12 protein-coding genes are annotated in these 22,103 nt (G+C 40.5%); 8 read left to right on the top strand and 4 right to left on the bottom strand.

Going from position 1 to position 22,103, the window contains the following annotated elements:
- Positions 1-158: 158 nt before the first annotated feature.
- The 4 genes from R1T16_RS15185 to R1T16_RS15170 all read left to right on the top strand — a co-directional run bounded on the left by R1T16_RS15185 (position 159) and on the right by R1T16_RS15170 (position 9,583).
- Positions 159-3,188: a TonB-dependent receptor gene (locus R1T16_RS15185; protein ID WP_317501973.1), complete on the top strand. Its 3,030-nt coding sequence runs from the start codon at positions 159-161 to the stop codon at positions 3,186-3,188.
- A 25-nt stretch (positions 3,189-3,213) separates the two neighbouring features.
- Positions 3,214-4,746, top strand: coding sequence for a RagB/SusD family nutrient uptake outer membrane protein (locus R1T16_RS15180; RefSeq protein WP_317501972.1), 1,533 nt, complete (start codon positions 3,214-3,216; stop codon positions 4,744-4,746).
- A 229-nt stretch (positions 4,747-4,975) separates the two neighbouring features.
- Positions 4,976-7,234, top strand: coding sequence for a GH92 family glycosyl hydrolase (locus R1T16_RS15175; protein WP_317501971.1), 2,259 nt, complete (start codon positions 4,976-4,978; stop codon positions 7,232-7,234).
- A 9-nt stretch (positions 7,235-7,243) separates the two neighbouring features.
- Positions 7,244-9,583, top strand: a complete 2,340-nt coding sequence (locus tag R1T16_RS15170) for a glycoside hydrolase family 95 protein (RefSeq protein ID WP_317501970.1) — start codon at positions 7,244-7,246, stop codon at positions 9,581-9,583.
- Positions 9,584-9,654: 71 nt separating this feature from the next.
- Here the strand turns inward: R1T16_RS15170 and R1T16_RS15165 are convergent.
- The 4 genes from R1T16_RS15165 to R1T16_RS15150 all read right to left on the bottom strand — a co-directional run bounded on the left by R1T16_RS15165 (position 9,655) and on the right by R1T16_RS15150 (position 16,763).
- Positions 9,655-10,910, bottom strand: a protein-coding gene (locus R1T16_RS15165; protein ID WP_411162037.1) for an IS3 family transposase whose coding sequence is annotated in 2 segments (ribosomal slippage) — positions 9,655-10,562 and positions 10,562-10,910 — 1,257 coding nt in all. Because the reading frame shifts where the segments join, the coding sequence is not laid out codon by codon here.
- A gap of 99 nt (positions 10,911-11,009) precedes the next feature.
- Complete coding sequence (locus tag R1T16_RS15160) at positions 11,010-14,321, bottom strand: DUF5107 domain-containing protein (protein WP_317501969.1); 3,312 nt, start codon at positions 14,319-14,321, stop codon at positions 11,010-11,012.
- A gap of 17 nt (positions 14,322-14,338) precedes the next feature.
- The gene (locus R1T16_RS15155) at positions 14,339-15,748 is read right to left on the bottom strand and encodes a sugar porter family MFS transporter (protein ID WP_317501968.1); all 1,410 of its coding nucleotides are present in this window, start codon (positions 15,746-15,748) and stop codon (positions 14,339-14,341) included.
- A 127-nt stretch (positions 15,749-15,875) separates the two neighbouring features.
- Positions 15,876-16,763, bottom strand: a complete 888-nt coding sequence (locus tag R1T16_RS15150) for an AraC family transcriptional regulator (protein WP_317501967.1) — start codon at positions 16,761-16,763, stop codon at positions 15,876-15,878.
- Between the two features lie 189 nt (positions 16,764-16,952).
- Between R1T16_RS15150 and R1T16_RS15145 the strand changes: the two genes are divergently transcribed.
- From R1T16_RS15145 to ilvD, 4 genes are all read left to right on the top strand, one after another.
- The gene (locus R1T16_RS15145; protein ID WP_317501966.1) at positions 16,953-17,960 is read left to right on the top strand and encodes an aldose epimerase family protein; all 1,008 of its coding nucleotides are present in this window, start codon (positions 16,953-16,955) and stop codon (positions 17,958-17,960) included.
- 119 nt (positions 17,961-18,079) lie between these two features.
- A complete protein-coding gene (locus R1T16_RS15140; RefSeq protein ID WP_317501965.1) occupies positions 18,080-19,102 on the top strand; it encodes an LLM class flavin-dependent oxidoreductase in 1,023 nt (340 codons plus the stop codon).
- A gap of 416 nt (positions 19,103-19,518) precedes the next feature.
- Positions 19,519-20,415: a branched-chain amino acid transaminase gene (locus tag R1T16_RS15135; protein ID WP_317501964.1), complete on the top strand. Its 897-nt coding sequence runs from the start codon at positions 19,519-19,521 to the stop codon at positions 20,413-20,415.
- Positions 20,416-20,417: 2 nt separating this feature from the next.
- Complete coding sequence (gene ilvD / locus R1T16_RS15130; RefSeq protein WP_317501963.1) at positions 20,418-22,103, top strand: dihydroxy-acid dehydratase; 1,686 nt, start codon at positions 20,418-20,420, stop codon at positions 22,101-22,103.

Below are 22,103 nucleotides of genomic sequence, written 5' to 3'. Positions count from 1 at the left end.
TTAACCAAAAAAAATAATATTTTCTTAATCATCAATTTGGATGTAAAGGAAATATTTGTATGTTTGTATGAATAGAATAGTATAGTACAACTAGTGCTTTTTTATTTGTTAACCTAAAAACACATGTGTAAAATTATTAACCAATTACCCTAACATTTATGAGAAATATAATACGCTATTTATGTTTTTTGCTTTTAATTCTCTGTACCGCTTCCGGTTGGGCCCAAACTATTACCGGTAAGATTACAGACGGACAAAATATGCCCTTACCAGGGGCGACAGTATTGGTGAAAGGTACGCAGACATCTACTGCTACCGATATAGATGGAAATTATACCATAAAAGCTGCTGCCGGAAACGAACTTGAATTTAGTTATTTAGGTTTTATTTCGCAAACGATTGCGGTAAATTCAACAACTACAACATTAAATATTTCTTTGAAAGAAGATAATAAAGAACTTGATGAGATTATAGTGGTGGGGGCCTCTATAAAGAAAGGAGATCTTACCGGTGCGGTAGGAAGTCTTTCGGGAGCAAAACTTACAGAAACACCTACGCCTAACGTAGTTCAGGCTATGCAGGGACGTGTTGCGGGGGTATATGTACAGCAAAGTCCGGCTCCGGGACAGTCAGGCACAATAAGGATAAGGGGTAACAACTCACTTAACTTTGGCGGTAACCCAATATTTGTAATTGACGGTTTAATTACCGATGGCAATTTTGAAAATATCAACCCTAACGATATTGCAAGCATGGAAGTACTTAAAGACGCTTCGGCTACTGCATTGTATGGTTCAAGGGCGGCTAACGGTGTTGTGGTTATTACAACAAAAAAAGGTTCAAGATCGGGCGAGGCAAAAATCCAGTATGACACATGGACCGGTATATCTGAATTTGCAAAGACTATCCCGTTAATGAATGCCCAGCAGCTATTTGACCTTAGGGTAGATGCCTTTACCAATCGTTACATGGATGAAAATCCGGGCGCTGACCGCCAGGCTTACATTAACCAGATAACTTCTGACGGATCTACTGTATTTGCGCCTTATGAACTTGAAACGTACAGGAGTGGTAAAAGCTACAACTGGCTGGATCAGGTAACGCGTTCAGGCTTTCAGACAAACCATAACCTTAGCTTTAGCGGTGGTGGAGAAAAAGGGACTTATTTTGTAAGCTTTAGTTACAGTGGCCAGGACGGTCTTGTTAAAAATTCTGATTTTAAAAGGTATAATGCAAAAATTAACCTTACGCAGGATTTGAAGTCATGGCTCCAGTTTGGTACTAATACTACTTTTTCAAGAAGCGAGAATACTTACCAGGATGGCAGCATATTTGGTGTGGCGTTAGGAGCGAACCCGCTTTTACCTATAGACCCAAAAGTTACTTACCTTAGATTTGGTGAGTCGTTTGATCAAAACCTTTATAACCCTTTGGTAAGTCTTGATATTATAAATTCAAGTAAAAGAAACAGGCTTACGAGCAGTAACTACTTAAGTGCAAAGCCAATAAATGGGCTTGACATAAGGACTACTTTTTCTACAGAGATTACAGATCAGGCAAATTTTGATTACACACCGAGTTATACAGGCCAGTCAATTAGAAACTCTTATGATGGTGAAGCACACCACTGGAGATATGCACAGCTTAATTATCAATGGGACAATACAGTAAGCTATAGTAAGGTTTTTGCCGAAAAGCATGATGTGAGCGTATTAGGTGGAATCACTGTTATGAAAAATTCAGAAAACAATACCGACGTAAGGGCACGTGGATTTGTAAGTGACGACATGACGTATATGGCATTATCAGGTGCTTATCTAAAAGACAATGTTCAGTTAGGCTCTGGTTTTACAGATTATACGACCAAATCTTATTTTGCAAGGGCTAACTATACCTTTAATGGTAAATACAATATTACAGGAACGGTAAGGAGGGACGGCTCATCTAAATTTGGACCTAATGACAAGTGGGGTACTTTCCCATCAGTAGCGGCAAGCTGGGATGTAGCTAAAGAAAGCTTCCTTTCGGGTTCTGAAAAACTTAACCAGCTTAAGGTTCGTGTAGGTTACGGTATTGTAGGTAATCAAAATGTACCTCCATACAGATATTTTGCGCTGTACAATGCGCAGGTTAGCAATAACTCAGGTACTTATGAATCAGATAATTATGCTGATAATTTTAATCTTAAATGGGAGAGGCAAAAGCAGTTTAACGTTGGCCTTGATGCTGGTTTATTTAACAATAGGCTGACTATAAATGCTAATTATTTCAATATAAAGAATGACAATCTTTTAATGATACGTAATTTGCCTGTCACGGCAGGATATATGTATGTATTGCAGAATATTGGTGCTACTACCAATAAGGGTATAGAACTACAGGTTAGTGCTGATATCATCAAAAATGAGGATTTTAAATGGAATGTATCAGCTAATATTTCGTCAGCAAAAAATAAGGTTACTAAACTTTTTAATGATGCAACAGAAATTTACAATTTAGGCGGATACAGTAATAATGAAATTCAGCGTACGGGTAATTTTTTCTTAGGCGAATCTGTAAACACAGTTTATGCATTTCAGTATGATGGGATCGCTCAGCAGGGAGACGATCTAACTTCAATAGATTACGGCAGCAGAACAGTGCAGCCAGGTGATATTAAAATTAAAGACCGTAATGGTGACGGCGTTATAAACGATAACGACAGGTATGTGGTAGGTGATTTGAATCCTGATTATTACGGAGGTTTCTCTACCGATTTTAATTACAAAGGTTTTGCGTTGAATGCCGTATTTGCCTACTCAATAGGCGGTAAGCGACCAAGTTCTACTTATGAAAGTTATATGAATTCTGGAGGTATGAGTGCAGCGCATACAGATCTTTTAAACAGATGGACTCCTGAAAACACCAATACTGATGTGCCAAGGGCTTATTATGGTGGTGGAAGGTATACTTTAGGAGAAACAGATAAATCTATACAGGATGCTTCGTTCCTGAGGTTAAATGCGCTTACATTATCGTATACATTACCGGCTGATGTTACTGAAAATGTATATCTTAAAAATGTAAGAGTATATGTTACAGGATCTAATTTATTCCTTATAACTAAATATAAAGGATATGACCCCGAAGGAGGCGACTCTTATCCTAACTCCAGAATGATTGCCATGGGGTTAAACGTGACTCTTTAATAGGTTTAATTTTTAAAAAGTATTTATGAAAGCAAAAATTATAACAGCCTTTATGGCTTTAGCAATACTATCATCTTCATGTTCTGATTTTTTGGATGAGGATCCGCAAAGTTCACTTACTGCTGAACAGGCGTATGGTAGTTTAGGCAAAATAGAGCCAGTTCTCCTTGGAGCCTTGACCAAATGGAGAAATATGCAGAAAGACCGTGCCGGACTTTATACTTCTCTTGGTACAGATGAGGCACAGCAGGGCGCTTTCCAGGTAATAGGTGATGCAAACCAGGCAGGGCTCGACCTGTATAACGGTTTCCTTAGTCAGGAAAACCAACCAATTGGGCAGCTGTGGAATGACAGATGGCCGGTAATTGAAGTTGCCGCGCAGTCTATCAAAGCACTTGCTACCAACACCGAGGAAGATAGTGCAAAGCGTGATCTTTTGTTAGGCGAAGCCAGTTTTTTAAGAGCAACACTAATGTTTGAGCTTACACAATATTGGGGTGAAGTGCCTATTAATGATAAAGAGCGTACAGCGGAGTTGGGTCTAAAAAGGCAGCCTTTAGATCTGGTTTATTCTTACATAGTTGCCGATTTAGAAAGGTCGATAGAAAGACTTCCTGAAACTCAGAGTAATCCTTCGTTTCCTACTAAAGGTGTAGCTCAGGCGCTCTTAGGTAAAGTTTACCTTTATGCTCCTGCAGCTTCAGGATACCGCGACTACAACAAAGCAAAGCAATGGTTTGAGGCAGTAATTAATTCTGGGAAATACAGCTTGTTACCAAATTTTGCCGATTTGTTTGATCCTGCTTTTGCCAATTCAACAGAATCATTGTACGAATGGCAGTATAGCAATATTTATCCAGATAACAACCAAATACAGTGGCAGACTGGCTCAAGGGTTTTGGCTAACGTAGACCAGTATTGTTATTTTGGCGGTTACGACCTTATACTGCCTACCCAATACTGTTATAAAGACCAGGCCGATGGCGGTGTTTGGGAAGCAGGAGATACACGTAAAGATGTAAGTATCCGTTACGATTTTACATACAAAGGCGTTGTACCAACCCTGCCGGCAGGCCTTGGAGGAGATGAGCTCGATCCTCACATCAAAAAATATGAAGATATTCGTGTAGAGGGAGTGCAGTCTTTTTGGAATTCAGGTAAAAATAAAATTTTTATACGATATGCAGATGTACTTCTTAATTATGCTGAAGTACTTAATGAATTAGGCAATACAGGAGAAGCAGAAGGTTTTGTAAACCAGGTTAGGACCCGTGCCTTTGGCGGAAGCCTTCCTGCAGGTATGGCGTGGAGCGGACTTTCTCAGGACGAGTTCAGGGTAAGAATATTGGATGAGCGTATGCGTGAGCTTGCTTTTGAAGGGTGGAGAAGAATGGACCTTATCCGCACAGGGCATCTTGTGGATTATGTAAAAGCCAGAAATAAATGGGCTGCACAAAACGGAACTATATCTGAACACCACAATCTATATCCTATTCCTATTAGAGAGATAAAACTGAACGATGAGATTGGTCCTGAAAACCAGAATCCCGGTTATTAATTTTAAAATTGAGTTAGTGTGTTATTTATAGAAAATCTTAAGGAGTTGGGGGCAAATCCTTAAGTGTTTAGAGTTGTTTGGGTTATCGTCAAATTAAATGGAAGCTTTATAAGGTGTGAGAGTTTTATAATTGCCTTCCGTTTAACTTGGCAAATTGCTTAAGTGCTCATTAATTTAAGCTAAATGATAAACCTGCAGGGCCTTTACCTTGCAGGTTTTTATTTTAATTATGAAAAAAAATCTACTATCAATTATTAGCATAGGCATGACTTTTTGTAGCCTTGCACAGCAAAGGTTAATTGACAACGTCAATCCTTTTATTGGAACGGGTGCTGCTGCAGGTTCGCCATTATCAGGAAATAACTATCCCGGTGCAACAACGCCTTTTGGTATGGTACAGCTGAGCCCTGATACCCGTCACGCGCCTGACTGGAGTGTGGCGTGCGGTTATAATTATAATGATGCTGCCATTGCAGGATTTAGCCATACTCATTTAAGCGGTACAGGCGTTGCAGAACTTTTTGATGTTATGCTGATGCCTTTTACGGGAGAAGTCATAAAAAGAGAAGATGGGCAAAATCATTACGAGTCGTCGTTTTCACATCAGGAAGAAAAAGCACATCCGGGATATTACAGCGTAATGCTTAAGGATTACAATGTGAATGCCGAACTTACAGCAACAGCACACGCAGGTTTTCATCGTTACACATTTCCAAAAGGAAAGGATGCTCATATCATATTGGATTTGGAGCATTCTATGAAAAAATCAGACTGGAATACTAAGATCATCGCTTCTCAAATCACATTTATTGATGATCATACAATTGAAGGTTACAGGATAATTACCGGATGGGCACCAATGCGAAAAGTATATTTCAGTATGCAGTTTTCTAAACCCATTACTCATAATTCTGTTACAGATGGAAGTAACAGCTACGATAATATGAGAACGGTTAACGGAAATGCAATCTGGTCAGTTTTGGATTTTGATATGCACGATGGCGGCGAGCTTCTTGTAAAAGTTGGGCTATCGGCAACAAGCATGGAAAACGCAAAAATGAACCTTTCTTCAGAAATTCCCGACTGGGATTTTGACAGTATTTTAAAAGCTGCTGAAACAGAATGGGAAAATGAACTCGGAAAGATAAAAATAGAGGGCACGGCCGAACAGAAACAGATATTTTATACTGCTTTATACCATACCTTTTTACAGCCAAATATTTTATCAGATGTGAATGGCAGCTATCCTGCATCTGATCATACAATAAAAACGTCTGTAACACCCTATTACTCCACATTTTCGTTATGGGATACGTTTAGGGGAGCACATCCGTTGTATACGATCCTCCAACCGGAACGCACCACATTTTTTGTAGATAGCATGCTTAGTTATTATAACGATTTTGGCTATTTGCCGATATGGCAGCTATGGGGACAGGAGAATTACTGCATGATAGGCAATCACGCAATCCCAGTAATTGTAGATGCAATATTAAAAGGACTGCCGGGTATAAACGCTGAAGATGCTTTTGATGCAGTTAAGCAGTCGTCTATTAGAGAACATCCCGGGTCGCCTTTCGGTATTTGGGAAAAGTATGGCTATATACCTGAAAACCTTAAATCACAGTCGGTTTCGCTCACTTTAGAACTGGCATATGACGACTGGTGCGTTGCTCAGCTTGCTAAGAAACTAAATAAAACAGAAGATTATGAAAGGTTTAGCAGACGTTCACAATTTTATAGAAACCTGTATGATGCTCAAATAGGTTTCTTTCGCGCAAAAGACAGTACCGGGAAATGGATTGATCCTTTTGATCCTTTAAAATATGGAGCCAATGGCGGGTATCCATTTACAGAAGGCAATGGATGGCAGTATTTTTGGTATGTTCCGCACGATATAGCTAAGTTAGTAACTTTGGTGGGAGGGAATAAATCTTTTGCCAAAAAGCTTGATACTTTTTTTACGCTTGAAGATAAGCCGGAAGAAGTTAACGATAACGCTTCGGGTTTTATTGGACAATATGCACATGGTAATGAACCAAGCCACCATATTGCTTATCTCTACAGTTATGCAGGCCAGCCATGGAAAACGCAGCAGTATACAGCCGAAATTATGCATAGTATGTACAACACTACATCGGCCGGTTATGCAGGTAATGATGATTGCGGTGAACTATCTGCCTGGTATATTTTCAGCTCGCTAGGTTTTTATCCTGTTAACCCGGCTAATGGAATATACGTCATAGGTTCGCCGGCATTAAAAGAGGCGGTGATAAAACTTGAGAATAATAAGACTTTTACAGTTACCGCAAAAAATGCTTCGGCTGAAAACATCTATATTCAGAGTGCGAGATTAAATGGCAAGGCGTATACAAAGACCTACATAACCCACAATGATATTACGGCCGGGGGCAAACTCGATTTTGTTATGAGCAATAAGCCAAATAAAAAATGGGGTACAGGTAAAAATGACAAACCGCTTAAATAAATTTGTTACATGAAACATCTAAAATTCACTATTCTAAAATTCATACTCTTATTATCAAGTATTACACATGCCCAAGATAAGGCGTTATCCCTGTGGTACGATAAACCTGCAGATCAATGGGAACAAACCCTGCCGTTAGGAAACGGCCGTTTAGGAATGACACCTGATAGCGGCATCAAAACCGAAAAAATAGTTTTAAATGATATTACCTTATGGAGCGGTTCGCCTCAGGATGCCAATAACTATGAAGCCAGTAAATACCTGCCGGAAATCAGGCAGTTGCTATCGCAGGGCAAAAACAAAGAAGCCGAAGCATTGATAAACAAAAATTTTGTTTGCAAAGGCCCGGGATCAGGGTCCGGAGATGGTGCAAACGTCCAGTTTGGCTGTTACCAGGTATTGGGCTGCCTGCAGCTGGATTTTGACTATAAATCTAATGCATCGGCTAAAAATTATAAACGCCAACTGGATATCAATTCGGCTATTGCTAGAGCTACTTTTGAATTAGATGGTTTTACGTACACCCGTGAATATTTTGCAAGTTTTGGCGATGATGTCGCTGTTATAAAACTATCGGCAAATAAAAAAGCAGCACTTAATTTTGTTATAAACCTTGACAGGCCGGAGCGTTTTGAAACTTACAACGAAGATAACTCGCTTGTGATGAAAGGGCAATTAAATAATGGTACCGACGGAAAAGGAATGAACTACAAAGTGCGCATAAGGGCACTACTTAAAGATGGTACTTTGACAGGAGCCAATAGAAAACTTCAGGTTAAAGACGCCACTGAGGTTATACTTTATGTTTCTGCGGCTACCGATTTTATAGATAAAACATATGAAAAAACGATATATGAGCTTTTGGCTTCTGCCATGAAAAAGAGTTATGAAAAGCAAAAAGAAGAGCATACAAAAAACTTTCAGAAATTTTTTAATCGTGTAAGTCTGAGCTTGGGTAGTGACTCAAAAAAATCATTACCTACAGACCAACGCCTTGATGCCTATGTTAAAAATCCTGATGCCGACAATGGGCTTCCGGTGTTGTTTTACCAATACGGGCGCTATCTTGGCATTTGCAGTACACGTGAAGGATTGTTGCCTCCAAATCTTCAGGGATTGTGGGCACACCAGATACAAACACCCTGGAACGGCGATTATCACCTTGATGTGAATATCCAGATGAACTTGTGGCCAATGGAAACGGCCAACCTTGGCGAGTTAAACCTGCCATTAAAAGACCTCATGAAAAAGATGGTTCCGTATGGTGAAAAAACAGCTAAGGCGTATTATAATGCGGATGGTTGGGTAGCACATGTTATCACTAACGTATGGGGTTTTACAGAACCGGGCGAAAGCGCATCGTGGGGTATTGCAAAAGCAGGCAGCGGCTGGATGTGCAATAACCTATGGGATCATTATCTGTACTCAAACGACAAAAATTACCTGAAAGAAATATATCCTATTATAAAAGGGTCGGCGTTGTTTTACAACAGTATGCTTACAAAAGATAATGAATCTGGCTGGCTGGTAACGTCGCCATCAGTATCGCCCGAAAATTCATTTTACCTCCCAAACGGTGAGGAGGCTCATGTATGTGTAGGGCCAACGATTGACAACCAGATCGTTCGGGAGTTATTCAATAATGTTATTACCGCTTCAGAGGCATTAGGGACAGATGAAGATTTACGTATCGACCTTGTGCAAAAGCTGAAACAACTGCCTCCCGCCGGGGTAGTAGGACCTGATGGCAGGATAATGGAGTGGATGAAATCCTACAGAGAGCCGGATGCACAGCACAGGCATATCTCGCACCTTTATGGGTTATATCCGGCATCTTTAATTACACCTGAGGCTACGCCCGAATTGGCTGAAGCGGCAAAGAAAACACTTGACGTAAGGGGAGATGATGGCCCTAGCTGGTCTATAGCTTATAAGCAATTGTTTTGGGCGAGACTTAAAGATGGTAACCGGGCTTATAAATTATTAAAAACAATACTCCGCCCTACATTGGCTACAAACATTAATTATGGTGCAGGTGGCGGAGTGTATCCTAACTTACTTTCCGCAGGCCCTCCGTTCCAGATAGATGGTAACTTTGGTGCAGCAGCGGGCATAGGTGAGATGCTTTTGCAAAGCCATGCCGGTTTTATAGAGCTGCTGCCCGCAATTCCTGATGCATGGAAAAATGAGGGAGTTGTAAAAGGTCTTAAGGCGCAGGGAGGTTATGCAGTTAGCTTTACCTGGAAAAACGGTAAAATAACAGATTATAGAATTGCTTCTAAAAAAACAGGCAAGGTTAAAGTTAAGGTTAATGGAACTTTACAGGAAGTCACTACAAGCAAACTGTAACTTTTCAAATAATTTTATGTCTCGTCCTGAAAAAAGTTGACTATTTTTGATTATACAAATTTGATAAAAGTTCAGACATTTTCCAGTTGTCTGAACTTTTTCTTTTTAAAAGATATTAGTTTGACTTTATCCTGTTGATGCATCTGATTAGGCGTTAACATTGAACAACTCAGATGAGGCCTTAAGTTATTGTATGTTTTAATGCTCTGACAGGTTAATTTCTTTGCCTGGATTATATCCTCAAGTTTGTCAGAGAGACCAAACTCATCTTTTAATATTCCATTGACCCTTTCAGCAATTGCATTTTCATAGGGGTCTCCATTTTCTGTCATACTAATAGTAACATTGTTTTGTTTTAAATAATCAGTATACAGCTTACTGCAATATTGCAGCCCTCTGTCAGAATGGTGTATAAGTTTAGATGTTTTATATTTACGTTTATCCAACGCCCTTTTTAGAGCTTTAAGAGTAGAAGTTGCCTCCATGTTATTACAGAGTTCATATCCCATGATCTGTTTGGAGTAGGCGTCTGTAATGAGGTGTAGATCAGCGTTACCATCAAGTGTGTCAATGTAGGTTATATCAGCCACCCATAACTGTTCCGGTCGTTCCAGATGTACACCCTTGATTAAATTAGGATATTTTCTGAGCCAGTGTTTTGAGTTGGTTGTAACTGTATACTTGCGTTTTCGGTTAATCAACAATCCTTCATGCCTTAAAACAGAGAACAGTTTATCTCTTCCAATATGAATACTGCCTTGCGCTTTAAGTAAATAGTAAAGCTTACGTGTGCCTAGACGCGGCATCTGCCTGCGTAAAACAAGAACCGATTCCCTTGTATTCAAATTTTTTGAATCAGATATTTCCTTATAAGTTTGATGCTTATAATATGCCTGTTTACTAAAGCCAAACAACCCACAAAACATACTTACTCTTCTTGGGTAGGTTTTGGCAAGCTCGTCAATTGTTTGGCTACGTCTTTTTTTAAGATACTAATACCTTCTTCTTTTTCAGCTATAGAAATTAATTTCTCATACGCCAAAACCTTTAGCCTGGCTTCTTCTAATTGCTTTTCTAAATCTTTAATACGCTGCTTTTGTGGATCTTTCATAGGGCGACCATTATTGCCTGTTGGATAAACTAATTTACCATATTTACGGCACCAATCCAAAACCCTTGACTTACCACCAATACCATATTTGGCTTTTATCTGATCTTTGTTTAATATACCCCGCTCATATTCCCTGACAACGGCTCGTTTAAAGGCTTCGCTGTACCTAATACTCGGGGATAAACCTGTCCCCTTTAAATCCTGCTTTTTCCTGATGTTGACATTTATTAGTCAACCTATTTTAGGACTAGTCATTATAAAAGAAAACCCCGCACAAGCGGGGTTTTCTACACCAAATACAAATAACCCGGCACTTTAAACCCAACCGGACATTTCTCTTTTAAGCATCGCAGTGTGTATTGTCACACCCGAATGGCTTTTCTCTTCATCTAATACTTCTTTAAAGTTATTTTCAGCTTTAGTAGTATCTCCTAGACCAAAATACCCCAGTCCCTGCATATACAGGCAGTGAATTTTATTTCGCTTGTCAAGGTCGTCTTCCCAGATCATAAGATCAGGCAGGGATACAGCAAAATAATCAATGGTTACATGATCGTTTTTATGAGTTTGGCCATAGGCAACCAGTTTTTTAAATTGGCTGTTGGCTTCATCAGGCCTGTTTAATTTAAGTAATGCAAGTCCCTGGTAGAATATCTTGTCCGGCTGCTGATCGTTATAAAAAATGGCAGCTGCGGGTTCGCTTAGGCCCTCGCTGGCCATTGTAAACCAGTTATCAGCTTCTTTTGTATAACCTTTCTTTTCATAGGCTGCGCCCAGCAAGTAATAGATGTCGTTTTCCTGCGCTCCGGGTAATTTTCCTTCGCCTAAATTGTCAGGATATACCTGTGCCAGCTCAAGGTTGATGATGGCAGTATCATAATCTCCGTTTGTAATGGCTTGCTTAGCTATTTCTGTAAGGCTAATAATGTATTGCCCCGATACTTTCCCTTCACCGCCTTCCCAAGGGTGGAACTGGCGGTTTTGTAATAATGTAAGCGCTTTTTCGTGTTTACCTAACAGATTATACAGTGTAACCCTTTCGAGGTAAACATCGTCACGTTGGATAACCAATCCAAGATGTTCTTCCATAAAGGCAAGACGAAATACAAGGTCTTTGTTAAGACGTTTGTAGAGCTGGTCAAGTTCCATAAGTATACGTGCATCCTGTGTATCTAAAGCAAATGCTCTTTCAAGGCTTGCCAGTGCTCTTTCAGGATCATTCAGTTTGTTGTAATACGCTAACGACAAGTTACGGTGTGCTGTTGGGAAGCTATCATCTATACCTACCGATTTTCCCCATGCATTAACAGCGTCGCCATACTGTCTTGTTGAATACCAGAAGTTGCCTAAATAATAATGCGCCTTAGCATCTTCAGGGTTATTTTCTATTGCCAGCGTTAGTGCCTGCACTGCTTCCACCTGATTTGGGAAACAGTAATCAGGATTGGCTATGGCAGCTTTTTTCCAAGCTGTTTTTGCCTTATCGGTATTCTCTTTTTTATGATAGAAGGAAGCAAGATAATAATAGGCAAGAGGATATTCGTTGCTTGCATTTATGCCAAATTCAAGCAGGCTGATGGCTTCATCATAAAATCCGGCAGCTGCATAATCTAATGCATATTCAATATAGTTATGAATGTTATTACGAAGCAGTGCCTGCAGCTTTTCCAGTGTGTTACTATCTTTAGTTATCAGGTGTTTTTCATACAACACTCCATAATTAAAATGATCTTCTTCAAGATGATTTTCCGCCTGTTGCAGCGCCTTCTTATCGTTGCCCAATTTACGTAGCAATATTACCTGTAAATGAAGCGCCTTATGGTCCTGTGTGTTTTTTGATATCGCTTTGTTTACATGCGTCAGCCCGCTGGTAAAATCACTTTTGATGGCATCCAATTGTGCAATAGTAAAGTATGCCTGGTTTTGCCACGCTGCATTCCATGCCGATTTATAGAAAGCATCGTAAGCATCATTATTCTTACCCTGAAATTTAAGACATAAACCAAGATTGTATAACGGTTCGCCATCATACGGATTCGGGTTGCGCTGTGTCATTGTTTTTATTGCAGTACGGAAATAATACTCTGCTTCTGTAAATTTAGCGCGACGCATTAGCCAAAGTCCCATCGCATTATTACTGCGAATATCGCCCGGATCGCGTCGTAATGCTTCTTCATAATAAGGGATTGGACTATATGTAGCGTGACGGTATTGTTCTAAATGCTGTGCTGTAAGGAATAATTGTTCGTTATGTTCTATATCGGCAGGAGCCAGTGCAGGTTTTGCAGGTTCGGGGATTTCATTGGTGTTTTCACCTTCCCATTGCCAGTCTACTAAAACATTTCCTTTTTCATCGGCCACAGTAACAGATAATCCTTCAAGGGAATTTTTCTTAAAGCTTACAGACTTCTCAAATGATGTTTCGGGAGACGCATTGTATTTTTCCTCAAGGATAGTCGTATCGTTGTTTTTTACGGTAACAGTTGTATTTGGATAGACTCCGGTAGTATAGGCCTTTATTATAAGATTTTCGCCTTCTGGTTCTATGTTAACCATAGCATTTTGTGTAGCATTTTTAACGATGCCTAAGTCGCGGTAAGGCATAAAATACTGCACAAAGTCCTTTTGTTCTCCCGGCATTAACCAGGAAAAATCAGGCTGGTTATCGGCATATACACCACACATTAACTCAATGTACGGACCATCTACATCGGTAAGGTTATGGTCCCACGCCTGGCCAAAGTCGCCATGCCCCCAGGTCCATTGTTTTTTACCGGGCGATACATGGTGGTTAGCCACATGCAAAAGTCCGCCCTTAGAATCATTTTCATAGCCTCCCACAAAATTATATTTTGAGGTAATTGCCATATACGAGGTTGGAACCGGGATATTCTTGTATCGTGAAATATCGGTTCCGGGAGAGTAGTCCACTTTATAATAGGTGCCTTTTGCAATGGGAAAAGACGATACATCGCGTTTGCCGTGGTCAAAAACTGCATTTACATCGGGCGGGAAAACCGACTGGTAATCATCGTTTACCTTAACAGCAGGATTGGCCCACCAAAGGAACGTTTGCGGAAAAGGAGTACGGTTATACAGCTTTGCACGTATTTCAAGATACGATTTGTCAGGATGTAATGTGAAGCCCGCCATGCCTTTGGTACGAAACATACGTTCCAGTTCGCTGCACCATACTGTAGCACTGCCGTCAGGATATTCCTCTATCGTAAAATCTACAGCGTCAAAAGTGCTGGGACGGTGATGCTGCGGCCAGTTGAACTCTATACCTCCTGAAATCCATGGACCCGTAAGCCCCACCAGTGCAGGTTTAATAACCTGGTTGTAATATACAAAATGGCGTTGCTTAGTCTTGTCATAGGCCATGTGCACACGTCCGCCAAGTTCAGGCAGTATCATTATTTTTACAAAATCATTTTCAAGAAAAACCGCCTGATATTCCTTATCAATCTTTTCGTTGGCAATCTTCTCTATAACAGGATAAGGATAAACAGATCCGCTGCTTCCCTGATAAACTCTTTTCTCAATAAATACGGGGTTTTTTTCAGGTTTGCCCGCTTCATATGTGGGAAGGATTATTTTTTCCTTCCAAACATTTACTTTTTTCATAATTCGTGGAGATAGATTTATTTTTTGGCTGAATTCTTTCTGTCAGAGAGAAGTTCCTCTTCAATTTCTTCAAGGGTCTTGTTCCTGGTTTCAGGTAGATTACGTAATACAAATACAAAACCTGCAGCGCATATCATGCCGTAGATCCAAAAAGTTCCCGAAGTACCAAGCGTATTATTAAGCAAAGGGAATGTTTGTACCAAGAGAGCAGAGGCTATCCACAAAGCGAAGGTGGAGATAGACATCGCGATACCACGGATACGGTTAGGGAAAATCTCTGAAAGAATTACCCAGACTATTGGCGCAAGAGACATGGCATAGATTGCAATTGCCAATAATACCAGTATAAGCAATGGAAGCCCTGTAATATTGGCGTAATAAAAATACCCCATTATGGCATAGATTATTGCGAGTCCGCCTGAGCCTAACAGCATCAGTTTTTTACGGCCAAACCTGTCAACTGTACCCATAGCCACAATAGTGAAGATAAGATTGATGCTTCCTGTTATAACGATATTCATAAACAGGTCGTTGATGCTGTATCCTGCCGAAACAAATATTTCCTGGGCGTAGTTAAAAATGATATTGATGCCGCACCATTGCTGAAAAGCAGCCAAAACAATACCTATAAGAAGTATAGAAAGTGTTCGTTTGTCTAAAAGTAATTTCAGGTTGGCTTTACGATCTTCAACTATAAAATTTTCCCTGATTTGGGTTATAGCAATTGAAGCATAATTCGCATTCCCAATTTTTGTTAGCGTTACTCCTGCTTTTTCAAATAAGCCCTTTTTTGCATGGTAGCGCGGACTTTCAGGTATCAAAAACATCAGCAAAAAGAATAATACCGATGGAAACATACCTGCCCAAAACATCCAGCGCCAGCCGGTTTGGCCGTTCCATGAAGCCAGTATATCGGCAGGAGTAAATCCGTCAGGGATTGCCTCAGTAATAAGCATATTTGTAATTTGAGCGCTAAGTATACCTATAACTACCGTAAGCTGATTTATGGATACAAACATTCCCCTGGTTTCGGGAGGTGCAATTTCTGCAATGTATAATGGCGAAATCGTAGATGCTATACCAATGCCAACACCACTGATAATGCGCCAGGTAATAAAAGCGTCAAAAGTTTGCGAAGCCCCAGTGCCATACATCGAGATGCTAAACAAAATAGCAGCAACTATAAGTAGAGGGCGTCGGCCATATTTATCGGCAAGCGAACCGGCAACTGCAGCTCCTGCCATACAGCCCACAAGTGCGCTACTCATTGCCCATCCCTGAAGGGCAGGTGAGTCGGCAATGCCAAAGAATACTTCGTAAAAAGGTTTTGCACCGCCAATAACCACCCAGTCATACCCAAAGAGTAAACCACCCAGTGCTGCTACAAGGCTAATGGACAGTAAAAATGTATAGTTATAATTTTTCATAAAAGGTTTTTAAAGCAGTTGTAAATTTAGCGGGCTATAACCTTTTAGCTATGGATATTATTTTTAAAAAAATGGACAATACTATTATAAAGTAGTATGGTTTGACGATGTATCGAAAACGGTTGCGTTAATGGCGGTATTCCTTGCGGTACTGCAATGGTGGAGTGCTCATTATTTTCTTGAATAAACGTGAAAAATACAATGGGTCGTTAAAACCAAGGGCAAAGCTTATCTCTTTTACGCTCATGGTTGTGAAGCTAAGGTACTGACAGGCTTTTTGTATCTTTAGATAATTAAAATAATGTATTGGCGAATAACCGGTACGTTTTTTAAAAAGTGTAAAAAAGTGTGATGGCGAGTAATTGAAATGTGCCGCTATAATATCAATTTTAAGTACTGAATCCAGATTTTTTTTCATATACTCTATAACGGCATCAACTGTATTATTCTCTGAATTTTTCCTGACTTCGTCAGCAAAAAAGCGGTCGTATAAAAATGCATTGAGCAATTGCCATAATGACAGGTTTGCATATTCAAGATTTGATTCACTATAGCCGCTTTCCATTACACTTATAAGAGAATCGAAAAGGCTTATTCGGCGTTCTTCTAACGACAGTAATGGAACGCCGTCAGGATGCTGTGCCGCAAATTTTTCGTAAAAGTAAGGCGCCTGCACCCCTGTAAAGTGCAGCCAGTAAATGCTCCAGGGATTACTTTCTTTTGCATAATAAGAATGGGCTACGCCGGGTGGTATTATATAATAGGTGTTGGCTTTAACAATCACCTCTCGGTTCTCTACAGAAATTACTCCCTCTCCTTTGTAACAATATATAAGTATATATTGCTTGCTTCCGTTTTTACGTCGTATTTCGTGATGGCTGGCATTCGGAAAAAAGCCTATATCGCTAAAATATAAAGATGCAATAAGTGGATTTTTCTTAATTCCGGATATGATATTTTTGGGCAGAACGATCATTCGCTGTCCAAGAAAACCCTGTTTTATTGAAGTATCCATCACCGTTAATTTAAATTAATGAAGCGTAATTTAATCCATATTTTTAAAACGAATATCCATTTTAGTAAAAAGATTCAAAAGTATTTTTGAATTGCTATTACGTTTGATGTGCGATGTAAAGTAAATTGCATAAAATTTATTGGACTGAAAAGGCATATTTAAAAAATAGCTATAATCATTATATATTATATGATAGAATACAAGAATGTTGGAGAATATGGTGGCAAAGGTCTATTCGAATTCAGAATTACGAATGATCATGGTAATTATGTTGATCTAATTAATTACGGAGCCATAGTAAAATCCATAGTCGTGCCGGACAGGTATGGAGAAAAGGCCAATGTGGTTTTAGGTTATCCGACGACAGAAGGCTATATAACAGATCCTTCATACATGGGGGCAACGGTAGGGCCATTTGCTAACAGGATCGCTAATGCGCAATTTGAGATTGATGGTAAAATATATTCGCTTGATACAAATGACGGGGTAAATAACAACCATAGTGGCAGCGCGGGTTTTCATAATAAGGTTTTTGATTTTACTATTTCTGATAGCGAAGTAATCTTTTTCTATAAAAGCATAGATAGTGCCGGAGGCTTTCCCGGCAGTATAGAAACCAGGGTAACCTATAAATGGACGGACGATAATGAACTCATTATAGATTTCAAAGTAATGACAGATAAGCCTGTTCCAGTAAACCCGACCAATCATTCTTATTTTAATCTTTCAGGATGCGACGAGAAGATACAGGCACACCGTCTTATAATCAAAGGATCTAACATTCTTGAAAGTAGTCCCGATTATATCCCTACAGGAAAGATTATTCCGGCGGGCAGCCATTTTTTTAACGGACAGCAAATGGGAGATGCTATGAAAGACGGCGGTATCAATAATTATTACATTTTTGATTCGGACATAAAACGGGATGAAGCCATGTGTACATTATGGGAAGGAAATTCAGGAAGAAAAATGGAAACATTCACGACATATCCGGGTGTGCAGCTCTATACGGGAGATTTTTTAGGTGGTGATGTAGATTCGGCACACGGAAAACCGTACACACCATTTGACGGACTTTGTTTAGAATGCCAGTTATACCCTGACAGCCCAAATCATAAACATTTTCCGGAAACAATATTACGTCCGGGTCAAATCTGTAACCATTCCGTTACTTATAAATTTGGGCTTATAGCCTAAGAAAATAATTTATTGGTAAACATCAGTCCTATTAAAACACGGAAATTTTCCGGTTAAAGTTTGTACTGTCGCTCGGTAATCATGTGTATCTTTGGGAATAGTAACTAATAAAGCTATCTATGAAGAAAATAGGATTTTTATCTTTTGGACATTGGGCCAATCATCCTTCCTATCAGGCTCGTACGGCAAGCGATACACTACTCCAGTCCATTGATCTGGCTGTAGCAGCAGAAGAAATAGGGTTAGATGGTGCTTATTTTCGGGTGCATCACTTTGCGAGGCAGTTGGCATCGCCTTTTCCTTTGCTTTCCGCAATAGGTGCCAAAACGAAGCAGATAGAGATAGGTACCGGGGTAATAGATATGAGGTATGAAAACCCATTATATATGGTTGAAGATGCGGGCGCGGCAGATATAATTTCTGAAGGGCGTTTGCAATTAGGAATCAGCAGAGGTTCGCCGGAACAGGTAATTGAAGGTTGGCGCTATTTTGGTTATGAGCCGTCGGAAGGTGAGACAGATGCAGACATGGGTCGAAAAAAAGCCATGGAATTTCTGGAAAGGCTTAATGGTGTAGGATTTGCTCAATCAAATCCATCGCCAATGTTTCCGAATCCTCCCGGTTTATTGCGTCTTGAGCCACACTCAGAAGGGCTGCGGGAACGTATATGGTGGGGAGCAGCCTCTAATGCCACTGCTATCTGGGCAGCCGAAAACGGTATGCATTTGCAAAGTTCTACGCTTAAGTATGATGAAAACGGAAAACCTTTCCACATTCAACAGGCGGAGCAGATCAGATTATATAAGGAAGCCTGGAAAAAAGCCGGACATAAGCGGGAACCGCGGGTTTCAGTGAGCCGATCGATATTTGCGCTGGTCAACGACCAGGACAGGTACTACTTTGGAGAACAGGGCAGGGGGGCTGATAGTTTTGGCTATATAGAAAGTGATAAGCGTGCAATATTCGGGAAGAGTTACGCGGCTGAACCGGACAAGCTCATCGCAGAGTTAGCTCAGGACGAAGCTATTCAGGAAGCCGATACGTTGTTGCTTACTATACCAAACACGTTAGGCGTTGACTACAATGTGCATGTATTGTCTGCAATAATGGAACATGTAGCCCCGGCACTTGGTTGGCGTTAGAATTAAAAAAAATACACATTAAAGTGACCTCCTGTTCAAAGAACAGGAGGCTTTTATTTTAGTATTAAAATAAATAAGAAAAAGATTGCACGGGTTAAAATATTTTCTACATTTGTATTATTACAAAACATATGAACACAAATACAATCATTACAATATCAATTATCAGCATTATTGTCATTAGCAATAAAGCAGGAATGGTAGTGTAATAATTTAATATAAATATACAGAGCCGTTCCCTAAAGGAGCGGCTTTTTTTGTTTACAGCTATGCAGAACATATCAATTATTATCGCGATTATTGTCATTATTCCCTTACCCAAGTGAGAAGGAAGGCATACTCGTATAGTATAACCCTTGCAGCCCTTCTCATTTGAGGAGGGTTTTTTTTATGACCAAATTTTAAAACATCTATATATGTATTATGACAATAACACAGTAATTTATTTCAACGGAAACTTTGTAAAAGCTGCCGAAGCAAAGACCGATCTCTATGGGCAATCCCTCCATTACGGGTATGCGGTATTTGAGGGCATCAAGTCGTACCATACAGAAAACGGCACCAAAATCTTTAAGCCGAAAGAGCATTACGACAGGCTTCGCAAATCGGCGGAGACAATGCACATCCCGTTTAACTATACAACAGAGCAGCTTACAGAGCTGTCATATGAACTGCTTAAAATAAACAACTTTAGTAATGCTTATCTAAGGCCGTTGCTTATCTGTTCGCCCAATATGGGATTGTCCAAAGGACAGGAGAGTTATCTGGCTATAGAAGCGTGGGAGTGGAGCAATGGCTATCTGGCTAATAAGATGCGTATCATGACCTCGTCTTACGAACGTCCGAATCCTAAAGCTTTTCACGTTGAGGCAAAAGTGAGCGGACACTACGTAAATTCTATACTTGCATGCCAGGAGGCTAAAGATAAAGGGTATGATGAGGCCCTGGTGCTGGATTCTAACGGTTACGTAGCCGAAAGCTCAGGGGCTAATGTGTTTTACGAAAAAGAAGGCGCCTTATATACACCTGCAAAAGGCAGTATACTACCGGGAATTACACGAGCCACGGTTTTTGATATCTGTAAAGAGCTGGACATTCCTGTCTATGAAAAGTTTTTTACGCCTAATGAGATGCGCGGGGCTGATGCTGCATTCTTTTGTGGAACAGCTGCTGAAGTTGTGGCGCTTGAATCATTAGACGATGTAGCATTTACCAAAGACTGGGATAATAGCGTAAGCAGCCTTATTCAAAATGCTTACAGAAACCTTGTTGTGGGTAAGAATCTTGAAGAATTTAAACTTCAGCTACGATAACCATGGCAACAGAATTAAATAGTTACTCAAAGATTTTTACGCAAGATGATACACAGCCTGCAGCAAAAGCCATGCTCTACGGGATAGGCTTTACTGATGACGATATGCAAAAAGCACAGGTAGGTATTGCCAGTATGGGATATGACGGAAATACATGCAATATGCACCTCAACTCGTTGGCAGCAGTAGTCAAGAAAGGTACATGGGAGCAGGGACTTGCGGGGCTTGTATTCAACACCATTGGCGTTAGCGACGGCATGAGCAATGGAACCGATGGCATGCGTTACTCGCTGGTAAGCCGTGATGTTATCGCCGACAGCATTGAAGCTATTTGCGGTGCACAATATTATGACGGACTCATAACCCTCCCGGGATGCGATAAAAATATGCCAGGCAGCATTATAGCTATGGGAAGACTGAACCGACCGTCCATCATGGTATATGGCGGTACAATTGCACCGGGATGTCATAAAGGCCAGGATCTGAATATAGTTTCTGCCTTTGAAGCGCTCGGACAAAAAATAGCGGGTGCATTGCCCCAAGAAGAATACCAGGCGATAATTCGCAATGCATGCCCGGGCGCCGGAGCCTGCGGTGGTATGTATACAGCAAACACTATGGCTGCGGCTATAGAAGCGTTAGGTATGAGCCTGCCTTATTCGTCATCTAACCCTGCACTTAGCCCCCAAAAGCAGGAAGAATGCCTTGAGGCAGGCAGGTACATTAAATTACTTTTAGAAAAAGACATTAAACCGTCTGACATCATGACGCGCAAAGCTTTTGAAAATGCCATGCGTATTGTAGTGATACTTGGCGGAAGCACTAATGCAGTACTTCACTTTATTGCCATGGCAAAAAGTGTAGATGTGGTTGTTACCCAGGATGATTTTCAAAGAATGAGTGACACTACACCGGTATTGGCCGATTTTAAGCCCAGCGGTAAATACCTCATGCAGGACCTGCATAACAAAGGCGGCATACCTGCTGTAATGAAATACCTTTTACAGGAAGGGCTGCTGCATGGCGACTGTCTTACAGTTACAGGAAAAACACTGGCTGAAAATCTCGAAAATGTACCATCGCTGGATTTTGATACCCAAAAAATAATCAGGCCATTATCCGATCCTATAAAAGCTACGGGCCACTTAAGGATACTGTATGGTAATCTCGCAAGTAAAGGAAGCGTGGCAAAAATTACTGGTAAGGAAGGTGAACAGTTTACCGGCCCTGCACGTGTGTTTGATGGCGAGAAAAACCTGATAGAAGGTATATCGCTGGGGAAAGTGCAACCGGGCGATGTTATCGTGATAAGGAACGAAGGCCCTAAAGGTGCACCGGGTATGCCTGAGATGCTTAAGCCTACAAGTGCCCTTATTGGCGCCGGACTGGGTAACAGCGTTGCCCTTATAACCGATGGCCGTTTTAGCGGAGGTACGCATGGTTTTGTAGTAGGCCACATTACCCCTGAAGCCTTTGATGGCGGAGTTATAGGGCTGGTTGAGGATAACGACATTATAGAGATAGACGCTGTGAATAACACGCTTAACCTCAAAGTGAGCGACGAAGAAATAAGTAAAAGGAGAGCTGTATGGATACAGCCGGAACTTAAAGTAAAAAAAGGACTGTTGTATAAATATGCTAAAACGGTATCATCGGCTGCAGAGGGCTGTGTTACTGACGAGGCCTAA

The sequence above is a fragment of the Flavobacterium sp. DG1-102-2 genome (genome assembly GCF_033042555.1).
Lineage (GTDB): Bacteria > Bacteroidota > Bacteroidia > Flavobacteriales > Flavobacteriaceae > Flavobacterium.
The sequence above is the reverse complement of the archived record's forward strand: the minus strand, read 5'-3'. Positions and strand labels throughout refer to the sequence as shown.